This window comes from Bacillus sp. 41-22, assembly GCF_025809295.1.
GTDB lineage: Bacteria > Bacillota > Bacilli > Bacillales > Bacillaceae_G > Bacillus_A > Bacillus_A mycoides.
In genome coordinates, this window is the sequence record NZ_CP084035.1 from 4,235,257 (window position 1) to 4,250,045 (window position 14,789).

Below are 14,789 nucleotides of genomic sequence, written 5' to 3' on the forward strand. Positions count from 1 at the left end.
GTCACCTCCCATGCTAATTTTGTGTTAATCGCTTCACGATTTTCACTGTTTCGTACGCCGCTTTTTCAATTTGCTCTTTCGTATTTCCAAGTCCGAAACTAAAGCGTACGGATGAACGTATTTGATCGGAGTCTTTTCCGAACATCGCCACTAATACATGTGATGGATCAATCGAACCAGCTGTACAAGCAGAACCACTTGATACTGCAATACCAGCTAAGTCTAGGTTTACAAGAAACGGTTCAATATTCATTCCTGTAAAACTTATATTAAACACATGTGGTAAGCGATATTCCAAGTCTCCGTTTACCTCGAAATGAATGTCCTCATTTTTGAAGACAGATACCATTATATCTTTAAACTCTTCATATTGGGCATTTTTTTGCTCACGAGTTTTTTCAGCTAGCGAAACTGCATGTTGAAGTCCAACAATACTAGGTACATTTTCAGTACCAGCACGACGTTTTCTTTCTTGCTCTCCACCTATTAATAACGGTTCAAATTTCACATTTGCACCAGCATATAGGAACCCTACACCTTTTGGGCCGTTAATTTTGTGAGCGGAAATCGATAATAAATCAATACCAAACTCTTTCACATCTATTTCTATTAAACCGTAAGCTTGTACAGCATCTGTGTGGAAATAAGCTTGATGCTCTTTTAACAGCTTACCTATTTCCACAATTGGTTGTATTGTCCCTACTTCATTATTCCCGAACATAATAGATACAAGAATCGTCTCTTCCGTTAGTGCCTTTTGTATGTCAGAAACTTGAACACGCCCTGTTTCATCAACAGGTAAATACGTCACTTCAAATCCTTCACGCTCTAACAATTCACACGTATGCAAAATCGCATGATGTTCAATTTGCGTTGTAATAACGTGGTTACCTTTATGACGATTCGCACGCGCTACACCTATAAGTGCTAAATTATCAGCTTCTGTACCACCGCTCGTGAATATAATTTCATTTGGACTCGCGTGAATGCTACGTGCACACACACGTCTCGCCTCATCTACCGCATGGCGCGTTTGACGCCCATAAAAGTGAATACTAGACGGGTTTCCAAATGTTTCTGTCATATATGGAATCATCTTTTCGACCACTTCTGGGTGAGTCGGAGATGTCGCAGCATGATCTAAGTAAATGCGTTCCATTAAATCTCCTTCTTTCCAAATCGTTTCACAAGGAATTAAATGTAAAACATATAGCCCCCGTGATTTTCTTCCTCATAACGTACTAAATCTTCTAAAGTTGTACTATCTAATACTTCTTGCACTGCATCACGAACACGCATCCATAATTGGCGTTGTGCTGGTTCTTCTTCTTCTATCATTTCTACAACACTAATTGGACCCTCTAGTACACGGATTACATCTCCAGCTGTAATGTTGACTGGCTGATCAGATAATACATATCCGCCATATGCACCACGCGTACTCTTTACAAGACGAGCGTTACGAAGTGGTGAAATTAATTGCTCTAAGTAATGCTCAGATAGGTCATGTGCCTGTGCAATTGATTTTAATGAAATTGGGCCTTCACCAAACTTTTTTGCAAGGTCGATCATAATTGTTAAGCCGTAGCGGCCTTTCGTTGAAATCTTCATCTATTTGCACCTCATTTCAAATTTTCACTTCTATTGGTTATATCTTATTTATCCCGCTATTTGCGGGCAGTAAAACTCCCACCTCAAAATTCGGCTGGAGCAAAGAAGTTAGGTGGGGGATGAACAAAACCCCCACTAATTAAAGTTTCACTTTATAAAAGAACACAATTTAAAATCCTATGAAATTATAGCATAATATAGTATTATAAGAAATTTCAACTTGTGTATCAAAATGATAACATAAAATCACATTGAAAAACTCGGAAATTATTACAATTGAAAGAAAAATAGGAATATTCATATTCATCCCCCCCACAAAACAGCATCCTATTTCAAAGTTCATCAAAAAAAATGGTACGATAGAATGAGATTATACATTAAGGGAGAGGGTCAAATGAAACAACCACTCGCACATCGAATGCGCCCTACAAATATTCAAGAAATTATCGGACAACAGCATTTAGTTGGTGAAGGCAAGATTTTATGGCGTATGGTCCAAGCAAATCATTTTCAATCAATGATTTTATACGGTCCTCCAGGCACAGGAAAAACATCAATCGCTAGCGCAATTGCAGGAAGTACTGGAACCCTGTTTCGCCTCTTAAACGCTGTTACTCATAATAAAAAAGATATGGAAGTTGTCGTACAGGAAGCGAAGATGCATCAGCACCTCGTTTTAATTTTGGATGAAGTTCATAGGCTAGATAAAGCGAAGCAAGACTTTCTATTACCCCATTTAGAAAGCGGACTTCTTACTTTAATTGGTGCAACGACAAGCAATCCGTTCCATGCTATTAATTCTGCTATTCGAAGTCGTTGTCAAATCTTCGAATTACACGCATTAACAGAAGATGATATTTTAATTGGCTTAAAACGAGCGCTTGAAGATAAAGAAAAAGGGCTTGGGGAATATGATGTAACTGTTACGGATGAAGCATTACATCACTTTGCAAATGCGTCAGGCGGAGATATGCGCTCAGCTTATAATGCACTTGAACTAGCTGTTTTATCTAGCTTTACAACTGACGACAAAGCCGCGGAAATTACACTTGAAATCGCAGAAGAATGCTTACAGAAAAAGAGTTTCGTTCACGACAAAGGTGGCGATGCTCACTATGACGTTTTATCTGCTTTTCAAAAATCAGTACGCGGAAGTGATGTGAACGCCGCACTTCATTATTTAGCACGTCTTATTGAAGCTGGTGACTTACAAAGCATCGGTAGACGTCTGCTTATTATGGCATATGAAGATATCGGACTTGCTAGCCCACAAGCTGGACAACGTACACTTGCAGCGATTGAATCAGCTGAACGGGTCGGCTTCCCAGAGGCACGCATACCACTTGCAAATGCTGTTATTGAACTTTGTCTATCACCGAAATCAAACTCGGCCTATAAAGCACTCGATGCCGCACTACACGATTTACGTAATGGCCAAACAGGCGATATTCCAAGTCATTTAAAAGATAGTCATTATAAAGGAGCCGAATCGTTAGGAAGAGGCATCGGATACTTATATCCACACGATCACCCAAACGGTTGGGTACAACAACAATACTTACCTGATAAAATTAAAAACAAGCAATATTATAAACCGAAAACGACAGGAAAATTTGAACAAGTACTTTCTACTGTTTATGAAAGATTACAAAGTTCGCATAAAACGAAGAATAAAGGGTAATATAAGCGAAAACGTCACCATTACGGAGGGTTCGCTTATGAAAACACGTCAAGATGCATGGACAAAAGAAGACGATCTCCTTTTAGCAGAAACTGTTTTACGACATATTCGCAGCGGAAGTACACAAATAAAAGCATTCGATGAAGTTGGTGATACATTAAACCGAACTTCAGCAGCTTGTGGCTTTAGATGGAATGCTGAAGTAAGACCATATTATGAAGATGCGGTGCAAATCGCAAAAAAACAACGTAAAGAATTAAAGCGTTCGGAAGCTAAAATAGAAAAAGAGCAGTTCACACAAACTCGGCAGCTCGTAATCGATGCCGAGTTTTCAGAAGATATTGTCCCAAATAAACAAGATCTTACAATGCAAAATGTCATCTCATTTTTGCAAAACTTGGAGCACAATAACCCTTCACTCGCAAAGTTACAAACTGAAAATGACGTATTACAAGATCAGCTCACTTCCCTGCAAAAAATGAATAATGAACTTGAAGCAAAATTAGCTGTTCTCACAAAAAAACAACAAGCAATCGAAGAAGATTATGCAATGCTTGTTAGAATTATGGATCGTGCTCGAAAACTTGTTTCGGTCGAAGAACAAGAAGAGCAAATTGCTCCGATTTTCAAAACCGATCAAAATGGAAATTTAGATATTATATATTCTGCAGAAAACTAAAAACAGGGATGCCACTTTTTCAACTAAGTGACATCCCTGTTTATTTTCCCTTAGTGAAAAAGCACCACAGTAAATGAAATTATATTAACGATTCGACATCGACATTTCTTTAAAACATACAAAAAGCATATATCCTAAACGATATATGCTTCCTTTTTATTCTTGCCCTACACGCTTCACTTCTACGTTTTTAATACGCTCACGTACAACGTGACTTGCCATAATTAAACCAGCCACAGATGGTACGAACGCATTTGAAGAAGGTGGTAATTTCGCTTTACGAATTTTTGCATTTTCGTCTGGTACGATTTCTTTACGTACTTCTTCACGAATTACGATTGGGTTTTCGTCAGAGAAGACAACTTTTACACCTTTTTTAATACCATCTTTACGAAGCTTCGTACGAATTACTTTCGCAATTGGATCTGTATGTGTTTTAGAAATGTCCGCAATACGGAAACGAGTTGGGTCCATTTTATTTGCCGCACCCATACATGAGATAATTTTGATTTTACGACGTAAACATTGTTTAATTAAATGAATTTTGAACGTAATCGTATCAGATGCATCTACTACGAAATCTAAACCGTGTTTAAAGAACTCTTCATATGTTTCATCTGTATAAAACATCTCTAGTCCAATTACTTCACACTCTGGATTAATATCTGCAATACGCTCTTTCATTAATTCTACTTTTGAACGTCCTACAGTAGATACTAACGCGTGAATTTGACGGTTTACGTTTGTAATATCTACAACATCTTTGTCAACTAATACAAGACGTCCTACGCCAGAACGTGCTAACGCTTCTGCCGAAAATGATCCTACGCCGCCAATACCTAAAATACCGACTGTACTATTTTTTAATATTTCAAGGCCTTCTTTTCCAAAGGCTAATTCATTACGTGAAAATTGATGTAACATTCAGCTCTACACTCCTATTACAAAAATGGTCTACCATGTATTCTAGCCTTTTTCCGACTATTTGTATAGAAAAAGTTATAGAATTCCTAAAAATACATATTTCAAACAAGGAAAACATAATGTAAACCGGACTTTTTAAACAACCTCTATAAAAAAAGCCTAGATGGGGTTAGTATAACCATCTAGACTCTATTCTTACTTCTCTTCTTTCAAGCTCAATTTTAAGCTTAGCTCTTCAAGCTGAGCTTCTGCAACTGGGCTTGGCGCTTCTGTTAATAAGCAGCTTGCGCTTGCTGTTTTCGGGAATGCAATTGTATCACGAAGGTTCGTACGACCTGCAAGTAACATAACAAGACGGTCTAAACCTAATGCGATTCCGCCGTGTGGTGGTGTACCGTATTCGAATGCTTCTAATAAGAATCCGAATTGTTCTTGTGCTTCTTCTTGTGAGAATCCAAGTGCTTTGAACATTTTTTCTTGTACGTCACGCTCGTAAATACGAAGTGATCCACCACCAAGCTCATAACCGTTTAATACAAGGTCATATGCTTGTGCACGTGCTTTTTCTGGTGCTGTTTCTAATAACTCAACGTCTTCACGGAATGGCATTGTGAATGGGTGGTGAGCTGCGAAGTAACGATCTGCATCTTCATCGTACTCAAGAAGTGGCCAATCAGTTACCCATAGGAAGTTAAATTTACTTTCGTCAATTAACTCAAGTTCTTTACCTAGACGTAAACGAAGTGCACCTAAGCTATCTGCAACAACACTTTTCTTATCCGCTACGAATAGTAATAAGTCACCAGCATCCGCTTCTAATGTACTCATTAACACGTTTGCCTCTTCTTCACCGAAGAATTTCGCAATCGGTCCTTTTAAGCCGTCTTCTTCAACTTTAAGCCAAGCTAGACCTTTTGCACCGTATACTTTGGCGAATTCAGTTAATGCATCGATGTCTTTACGAGAGTATTTGCTCGCTGCACCTTTTGCGTTAATCGCTTTTACTTGTCCGCCGTTTTCTACAGCACTTGTAAACACTTTAAATCCACAACCTACTGCAAATTCAGATAGGTCTTTTAGTTCCATTTCAAAGCGTGTATCCGGCTTATCAGAACCAAAGCGAGCCATTGCATCAGCATATTTCATACGAGGGAATGGTGCACTAACTTCTACACCTTTTGCATCCTTCATGACTTTCGTCATCATACGCTCCATCATTTCTAAAATTTCATCTTGTGTTAAGAATGATGCCTCGATATCAATTTGCGTGAATTCCGGTTGACGGTCCGCACGTAAATCTTCGTCACGGAAACAACGTGCTACTTGATAGTAACGCTCAAATCCACCGACCATAAGAAGCTGTTTAAATAGCTGCGGAGATTGAGGTAATGCATAAAATTCACCATCATGCACACGGCTTGGTACTAAATAGTCGCGAGCTCCTTCTGGCGTGCTCTTCGTTAAAATTGGTGTTTCAACTTCTAAGAACTCTTCTGTATCTAAGAAGTTACGAATTGTTTTCGTTACGTCATGACGCATTTTGAATGTGTTGAACATTGCAGGACGACGTAAGTCTAAGTAACGATATTTTAAACGCACATCTTCTGATGCATCTGTATCATCAGCAATAATGATTGGCGTTGTTTTCGCTGCGTTTAATACATTTACTTTCGATGCTTGTACTTCAATACGACCAGTTGCCATATTATCATTAATTGCGCCTTCACCACGTTCAACAACTGTACCTTCTACGTGCAATACGTATTCGCTACGAATCGTTTCTGCTACTTCTAACGCTTCTTTTGATGTTTCTGGATTAAATACAACTTGTACGATACCTGTACGGTCACGTAAGTCGATAAAGATTAATCCACCTAAATCACGGCGTTTTTGTACCCAACCTTTTAATTGAACTGTTTGTCCAACCGCTTCTACTGTTACTTTTCCGCATGCATGTGTTCTTTCAGCCACTTTAAGTTCCCCCTATATTAATTTCTCTGCTACATATGAAGCAAATACATCTAACGCTACTTCTTCTTGTCCGCCTGTTGCCATATCTTTTAAGTTAATGATGCCTTTATCTAGCTCATCTTCCCCTAATACAGCTACGTATTTCGCATTTAAACGATCTGCAGATTTAAATTGTGCTTTCATTTTGCGATCTAAATAATCTTTTTCAACTGATAATCCAGCTTTACGAAGATCGAACGCAACTTTTGCAGCACGGTCTTTCGCTTTTTCACCAAGTGCTACAACGTAACAATCAATACTATGTTCAATTGGTAACTCAATATTTTCAGCCTTCAGCGCCATAATTAAACGCTCAATACTCATCGCAAAACCGATACCTGGCATTTCCGGTCCACCGATTTCTTGTACAAGTCCGTTATAACGGCCACCGCCACTTAATGTTGTGATAGCACCGAAACCTTCTGCCTCACTCATAATTTCAAAAACAGTGTGTTGGTAGTAGTCTAAACCACGTACTAAATTCGGATCTTTCTCAAATGGAACATCCATCATCGTTAGTAGTTCTTGTACTTTGTCGTAGTATACTGCTGAATCTTCGTTTAAGTATTCTGTAATAGATGGTGCTGTGCTCATTAATTCATGGTTACGGTCCTTCTTACAATCTAAAATACGAAGAGGGTTCTTTTCTAAACGAGATTGGCAGTCAGAACAGAACTCACCGATACGTGGCTCGAAGTGTGCGATTAACGCATCACGGTGCGCTTGACGACTCGCTGCATCACCTAAGCTGTTTAATACAACTTTAATATTTTTTAAGCCCATGCCGCGGTAAAACTCTACAGCAAGTGCAATTACTTCTGCATCAATCGCAGGATCGTTACTACCGATTGCTTCAATACCGAATTGTACGAATTGACGATAGCGACCTGCTTGTGGTCTTTCGTAACGGAACATTTGACCAATATAGTATAATTTCGTTGGTTGTGTTGCATCACCGAACATTTTGTTTTCAACGTAAGAACGTACAACAGGTGCAGTACCTTCTGGACGTAATGTTAAACTACGCTCTCCACGATCTTGGAATGAGTACATTTCTTTTTGTACGATATCTGTCGTATCACCAACACCACGTAAAAATAGCTCAGTGTGTTCAAAAATTGGTGTACGAATTTCTTTATAATTGTAACGACGGCAAATTTCGCGTGCTTGCCCTTCGATATACTGCCATAACTCAACGCTACCTGGAAGAATATCTTGCGTTCCGCGTGGGATTTGAATAGACATATTCAGTTCCTCCTCAAATTGTTTTAATCTTAATAAAAATAAAAAAACTCCCGCCTCTACTGTTTGAACAGTAGGGACGAGAGTATTATACCCGTGGTGCCACCCTAATTGAAGCACGTATGCTTCCACTTTTTTAATAACGCTTAAATTTGCGTTCATCTCTACTAAGCATATATGCCGTTCAAGTTGAAACCTCTAGAGTGTCATTCAATCAGTCATCATGCAGAAATGTTTTCAGCCTAAGACATTTCTTCTCTTTCCATGTGTGTCTCATTTACTCTTCTCTATCAACGGTTATATTCATATGTAAATATAAAATTACTATACGTTTGTTGAGTAGGATTGTCAAGTACTCTAAGAGCGCTCAATCTGCTTCTTTAGACGCTTTACATCTTGAAGAGAAATCCCAAACTCAGAAGCGAGCTCCATTGAAGTATTGTTTTGCTCTTTTGAAATAAAATCATGAAAATTTACGTTAAACAGTTGATTTGCACCATTTGTAACAGAATGCCCTTTTTCATTCATACGCATACGTATATCCCTCACATTCAATATAGATGTTTTACTTTTTATTGTTCCATATTGATGAAAGAGTTATACATAACCGAAACAGCTATTGATTCCAAATAAAGTGAAACTTTAATGAATAGGGGTTTTGTCCATCGCCACTCATTATTAGCCCTCACTAATCAGGCTTTTACGAGCAGTGGATCTCCCACAAATAGCGGGATAAATGAACAAAACATACAACAATGTATGAAAAAAGAGAGGACCTATAATCCTCTCTTCCCCGGCAACACTATTTACTTTCTACAATTAAGGTCACCGGACCATCATTGATTAAAGAAACGTCCATCATTGCTCCGAACTGTCCTGTCTCCACATGCAGTCCTTGTTTACGAACTTCTTCATTAAAGAAATCATATAAATGTTCTGCATAATCAGGTTTCGCAGCATCCATAAAGTTTGGACGTCTTCCTTTACGGCAATCTCCGTATAATGTAAATTGCGAAATAGATAGAACTTGTCCCTTCATATCAAGTACAGAGTGGTTCATCTTTCCGCTCTCATCTTCAAAAATACGTAGGTTTGCAATTTTTTCTGCGATATAAGTTGCATCTTTTTCTGTATCTTCATGCGTAATGCCAACTAGTAATGTTAAACCGAATGGAATTTGTCCTACAATCTCGCCATCTACTGTGACAGACGCTTCCTTTGATCGTTGTAAAACAACTCTCATCTTTTCTACACTCCCTATTAATGCATCATGCGTCGTACGGCATAAATTTCTGGAACGCGTTTAATGCGCTCTACTACTTTTTTCAAGTGTTGTAAGTTTCGAATAGAAATCGACATGTTAATCGTTGCCATCTTATTACGATCACTTCTACCAGAAACAGCTGAGATATACGTCTTCGTTTCTGTAACAGCTTGTAATACTTCATTCAATAAACCACGACGATCATAGCCTGAAATTTCAATATCAACATTGTACTCAATTTCTTTTTCAGGACTACCTTCCCAATCTACTTCTAATAAACGCTCCACCGCTTCTTCTGTATGCACATTGACGCAATCGCAACGGTGAATTGATACGCCTCGACCTTTCGTAATATACCCAACGATATCATCGCCTGGAACTGGGTTACAGCATTTTGATAAACGAATTAACAAATTATCTGCACCACTTACCTTTACACCAGAATCCCATTTTCGAATTTTCATCGGTTTACGAACTTCTTTAACTTCAACGATGTCTTCTTCTTCACGTTGTTTACGGAACTTGTCCGTTAGTCGCGTAACAATTTGCGCTGCTGTAATTCCGTTATATCCAACTGCTGCAAACATATCTTCTTCATTTGCAAAGTTAAACTTCTCAGCGACACGTTTTAAATTATCAAGCGCTAATACTTCTTTCATCTCATACTCTAAGCCACGCACTTCTTTTTCAACAAGTTCACGGCCTTTTTCAATATTTTCATCTCTACGTTGTTTCTTAAAGAATTGACGTATTTTATTTTTCGCATGAGATGTTTGAGCAAGCTTTACCCAATCTTGACTTGGACCATACGAATGTTTCGATGTTAAAATTTCAATGATGTCACCAGTTTTCAACTTATAATCAAGCGTCACCATTTTCCCATTTACTTTTGCACCAATTGTCTTGTTTCCAATTTCCGAATGGACACGATACGAAAAATCAATTGGAACAGAGCCAAGTGGTAATTCCATTACATCGCCTTTTGGTGTAAAGACGAATACCATGTCAGAGAATAAATCAATTTTTAATGACTCCATAAATTCTTCTGCATTAGAAGCTTCATTTTGCCATTCTAATATTTGACGGAACCAAGTTAGTTTCTTCTCTAATGTACCCGTTGTTTCTGCTGCTTTACCTTCTTTATACGCCCAATGTGCCGCGATTCCGAATTCTGCAATCTCATGCATTTCTTTCGTACGAATTTGCACTTCTAGCGGATCACCTTTTGGTCCAATTACAGTCGTATGAAGAGATTGATATAAATTTGCTTTCGGCATTGCAATATAATCTTTAAAACGACCTGGCATTGGTTTCCAGCACGTATGAATAATTCCAAGCACCGCATAGCAATCTTTAATACTATTCACAACGACACGTACAGCTAGTAAATCGTAAATTTCATTGAATTGTTTATTTTGCAATGCCATTTTACGATAAATACTGTAAATATGTTTTGGTCTTCCAGAAATCTCAGGTTGAATTGAAACCTCTTTTAATTTCTCGCGAATGCCAGTCATTACTTCATCTAAATATTCTTCACGCTCTGCACGTTTACGCTTCATTAAATTCACAATACGATAATATTGCTGCGGGTTTAAATAGCGAAGTGACGTATCCTCTAACTCCCATTTAATAGTACTAATTCCGAGTCTATGTGCTAAAGGTGCAAAGATTTCTAACGTTTCATTTGCAATGCGACGCTGCTTCTCTTGAGGCAAATGTTTCAATGTACGCATGTTATGAAGACGATCAGCTAGTTTAATTAAAATAACTCGAATATCTTGAGCCATTGCAATAAACATTTTGCGATGGTTTTCTGCTTGTTGCTGCTCATGGGATTTGTATTTAATCTTTCCAAGCTTTGTAACACCATCGACAAGCATAGCGATTTCTTTATTAAATTCCCGTTCAATGTCTTCTAATGTAATTTCTGTATCTTCCACTACATCATGTAAGAAACCTGCCGATACTGTAGCCGGATCCATGTGTAAATCAACTAAAATACCTGCAACTTGAATTGGGTGAATAATATATGGTTCACCCGATTTTCTATATTGTTCGCTATGTGCATCACGCGCATATTCATAGGCACGTGCCACTAGCTCAATATCTTCATCCGCTAAATATTGACTTGCTTTCTCGAGTACCTGTTCAGCTGTTAGTACTTGCTCATTTGCCATCGAATCACCTTTTATTGAAAATTGACTTTATCTTTATTGAATAGAATAAATTATATTCTATCATTATAACCCAATGATTGTGAATTGTGAAAAGGAAAAGATTTTACTGACATTTCACCATGTTTTTTTGTGCAATTATACAAAAGTACCCGCTCCTCTCCAAGAGATTCACGGGTACTTTTTTATCACCGTAGTTTCACCTATATAATGATTAGTATTTTTCTAATACTAATACATCGTAACCATCTAACATTTTACGACCATCTAAGTAAGTAAGCTCTACTAAAAATGCAATTCCTGCTACAACTCCACCAAGTTCTTCAACTAGTTTAATTGTCGCTTCGATTGTTCCACCTGTAGCTAATAAGTCATCTGTAATTAATACACGTTGGCCGGGCTTAATTGCATCTTTATGGATTGTTAAAACATCCGTTCCATATTCTTTACCGTAGTCAACTGTAATTACTTCACGTGGTAATTTTCCTAATTTACGAACTGGTGCGAAACCTACTTCTAATGCATAAGAAACTGGGCAACCAATAATAAAACCACGCGCTTCTGGTCCTACTACAACATCAATGTCTCTTTTATTTGCATACTCAACGATTGCATCTGTTGCTGCTTTATATGCTTTTCCGTCGTTCATTAAAGGTGTAATGTCTTTAAACACAATACCTTCTTTCGGATAATCTGGTACAATTGCGATATGTTGCTTGAAATCCATATTTCTGAATCCTCCTCAGATATAAAAGGTTTGTAAATACAAATCCTTTACCCTAACTGTTCTATTTATTTATGATCACGAATCGTTTCAAACCATGTATATAGTTGCTGATATGTGCTATAAACCAATTCTTTCTCTAATTGTAAGTGGTTCATTTTCTCACGATATGTGTTCGATTCAATTAAATCACGCTTTTGTTTTTTGTCTGCCATAAAAATGACACCGTCTTTTATTGTAACAAATTCTAACTCAAAAAACACCTGTGTCATGAAATTTACTGTATCTTTTGACCAACCTTTATGACGACACAGTTGTTCCCCATATTGCCTTAAAGAAAATGGTGTTTTTTGGCTTAAGAAAGAATAGTACCATTTAAAATGTTCCCTCGTTGGGACCGTACTAAATAAATGATTATTCTCTTGATAAAATAGCGTGTAAATTCGAGCTGGGAATCCAGCCTTAAATACATCACCTAATTCATCTGTTCCTTTCGGCAAATCAAGTAGCACAATGTATTGATCATCAAAATGAGCTACCTCTGATGCATGCACGAGCTGTTCTTTATAGCCTTCTAAAGAAAATTTATTCAATACCTCTTCAGAAAAATACACCAATGTTATTTTTTCTTTCGGAAGTTCTGCTAAATTTGCTTCTACATTACGCATACTACGCCAGTCAAATAATTGCCATGCCTCTACAGCAATATCTTGCACCATTAATTGCGGCTTTTTAAAGTTATTCCATTCATTAATGGACACTTCTCCTACTACAGAAACCTTCGCAACTGGAGAGATTTCTTTCGCATAAGTACCAAATCCAAATCCAATCGTGTCCAGTGTTGCTTGTCCATCACGAAGAGCCATTTTTAAATGCGAACCATCAGATCCAATTGCACGGATACTTTCTAATTCGGCATCTTTCACCGCAATACGCGGTTTCGGATTTCCTACGCCAAATGGCGCTAACTTTTGCATATCCTCAATCGCGGCAAGCGTTACATCCTCTACTTTACAAAATGCATCCACTGCTGTAATCGGAATAAAATCTTCTGCTGTTAAAATTACATCTGCTTGCTCATTTAACCTGCGTCTTAATTCATCCACATCATTCATATTAAGCGTCATTCCCGCTGCCATCGGATGACCTCCGAAATGCGGTAACAATTCACGGCAATCTGAAAGGTTTGCAAACAAATCAAATCCTGCAATACTACGAGCCGATCCCTTTGCTGTTTCTTTATGAGGATCAATGCTTAATACAATCGTTGGACGATAAAAACGTTCAACTAACTTAGAAGCGACAATTCCAATTACCCCTGGATTCCAACCTTCTTTTGCAAGGACTAATACTTTATTTTCTTCTGGCGGGAAATTATTTTCGACTTCAGCGATAGCTTCTTCAGTAATTTGCTTTACAATATCTTTTCGAAGTTTGTTCAGCTCATCAATTTCTTCAGCTAGCTCTTTCGCTTCCTCTGGATCTTCTGATAATAAAAGGTGTACAGCAGGTGTTGCATCTTCCAAACGACCAACTGCATTAATACGAGGTGCGAGTGCGAACCCGATGCTTTCTTCTGTAATTTCGCTTTGCGAAACGTTAGCAACTTTAAATAACGCCTTTAAACCGATATTCCGAGTCATTCGCATATGCTTCAGTCCACGCTGTACTAACAATCTATTTTCACCATGAAGCGATACTAAATCGGCTACCGTACCGATTACTGCAATTTCCAACAAATGCTCTGGCACACGGCCCAAAAGTGCATGTGCAACTTTAAATGCAACACCAACACCCGCTAAATAATGAAACGGATAAACACCGCCTTCTAATTTCGGGTGAATAATCGCAAGTGCCTCTGGTAATTCTGGTGGTGGCTCATGATGATCTGTAATAATAAGATCTATTCCAAGTTCCTTCGCTACCTTCGCTTCATGTACCGCTGCGATACCAGTATCGACAGTAATAATTAGTGAGAACCCTGCACTGTGCGCCCAACGAAACGCTTCTTCATTTGGCCCATAGCCTTCAGTAAAACGATTTGGAATATAAAACTCTACTTCTGCACCTAATTCTTTGAGAGCAAGATATAACACAGTCGTACTACTTACTCCGTCCGCATCGTAATCGCCAAATATTAATATTTGTTCTCCATTTTCAATAGCTTTTTTCACACGTTCTACAGTCCGATCCATTCCTTCAAGTAAAAATGGATCATGAAATTCTTGATCTGCTGTATTTAAAAAGTCTACAATCTTATCTTCTGTATTTAAGCCTCTGCCAAGAAATAATGAAGTCACAAGAGGTGATAGTTGCAATTTATTTGCTAATTCACTCACTAGTTCCTCATTATATTCTTTTTCTTTCCAACGCGTCTTCGGTTGTAACACGAAATCACCCCTTAACCTATCCATTATACAAGACAGATTAAGGGGTGACAATATAATGCAAACTACGATTCGATATCTATATAATTA

Annotated in this window: 12 protein-coding genes and 1 other annotated feature; of the genes, 2 read left to right on the top strand and 10 right to left on the bottom strand. The window is 38.0% G+C overall.

Going from position 1 to position 14,789, the window contains the following annotated elements; all coding sequences use genetic code 11:
- Positions 1–13 precede the first annotated feature (13 nt).
- Positions 14–1,159, bottom strand: coding sequence for a cysteine desulfurase family protein (locus LCF45_RS21720; protein ID WP_002129219.1), 1,146 nt, complete (start codon positions 1,157–1,159; stop codon positions 14–16).
- 35 nt (positions 1,160–1,194) lie between these two features.
- Positions 1,195–1,611 carry a cysteine metabolism transcriptional regulator CymR gene (cymR, locus tag LCF45_RS21725; protein WP_000704117.1) on the bottom strand — a complete coding sequence of 139 codons (417 nt, stop codon included), beginning with the start codon at positions 1,609–1,611 and terminating at the stop codon, positions 1,195–1,197.
- 394 nt (positions 1,612–2,005) lie between these two features.
- On the opposite strand from cymR, the gene LCF45_RS21730 reads away from it, so the two are divergent.
- Positions 2,006–3,292, top strand: coding sequence for a replication-associated recombination protein A (locus tag LCF45_RS21730; protein ID WP_078206292.1), 1,287 nt, complete (start codon positions 2,006–2,008; stop codon positions 3,290–3,292).
- A gap of 37 nt (positions 3,293–3,329) precedes the next feature.
- Positions 3,330–3,971 (top strand): RsfA family transcriptional regulator, encoded by a 642-nt coding sequence (locus LCF45_RS21735; protein ID WP_002034101.1) that lies wholly within the window; start codon positions 3,330–3,332, stop codon positions 3,969–3,971.
- A 156-nt stretch (positions 3,972–4,127) separates the two neighbouring features.
- Here LCF45_RS21735 and LCF45_RS21740 read toward each other — a convergent pair whose 3' ends face one another.
- From LCF45_RS21740 to recJ, 8 genes are all read right to left on the bottom strand, one after another.
- A complete protein-coding gene (locus LCF45_RS21740) occupies positions 4,128–4,895 on the bottom strand; it encodes a tRNA threonylcarbamoyladenosine dehydratase (protein ID WP_000903181.1) in 768 nt (255 codons plus the stop codon).
- 195 nt (positions 4,896–5,090) lie between these two features.
- Positions 5,091–6,866, bottom strand: a complete 1,776-nt coding sequence (gene aspS / locus LCF45_RS21745) for an aspartate--tRNA ligase (RefSeq protein ID WP_002015297.1) — start codon at positions 6,864–6,866, stop codon at positions 5,091–5,093.
- Between the two features lie 12 nt (positions 6,867–6,878).
- Positions 6,879–8,150 (bottom strand): histidine--tRNA ligase, encoded by a 1,272-nt coding sequence (gene hisS, locus LCF45_RS21750; protein ID WP_033713424.1) that lies wholly within the window; start codon positions 8,148–8,150, stop codon positions 6,879–6,881.
- A gap of 69 nt (positions 8,151–8,219) precedes the next feature.
- Positions 8,220–8,450: a binding site (T-box leader), on the bottom strand.
- A 54-nt stretch (positions 8,451–8,504) separates the two neighbouring features.
- Positions 8,505–8,681 (bottom strand): hypothetical protein, encoded by a 177-nt coding sequence (locus LCF45_RS21755; RefSeq protein WP_001242605.1) that lies wholly within the window; start codon positions 8,679–8,681, stop codon positions 8,505–8,507.
- A 268-nt stretch (positions 8,682–8,949) separates the two neighbouring features.
- Positions 8,950–9,390, bottom strand: a complete 441-nt coding sequence (locus LCF45_RS21760) for a D-tyrosyl-tRNA(Tyr) deacylase (protein ID WP_002015302.1) — start codon at positions 9,388–9,390, stop codon at positions 8,950–8,952.
- A gap of 17 nt (positions 9,391–9,407) precedes the next feature.
- A complete protein-coding gene (gene relA / locus LCF45_RS21765) occupies positions 9,408–11,591 on the bottom strand; it encodes a GTP diphosphokinase (RefSeq protein ID WP_002167636.1) in 2,184 nt (727 codons plus the stop codon).
- Between the two features lie 211 nt (positions 11,592–11,802).
- Positions 11,803–12,315, bottom strand: coding sequence for an adenine phosphoribosyltransferase (locus tag LCF45_RS21770; RefSeq protein ID WP_002015305.1), 513 nt, complete (start codon positions 12,313–12,315; stop codon positions 11,803–11,805).
- 65 nt (positions 12,316–12,380) lie between these two features.
- Positions 12,381–14,702 carry a single-stranded-DNA-specific exonuclease RecJ gene (gene recJ, locus LCF45_RS21775; RefSeq protein WP_050000290.1) on the bottom strand — a complete coding sequence of 774 codons (2,322 nt, stop codon included), beginning with the start codon at positions 14,700–14,702 and terminating at the stop codon, positions 12,381–12,383.
- Positions 14,703–14,789: the final 87 nt, after the last annotated feature.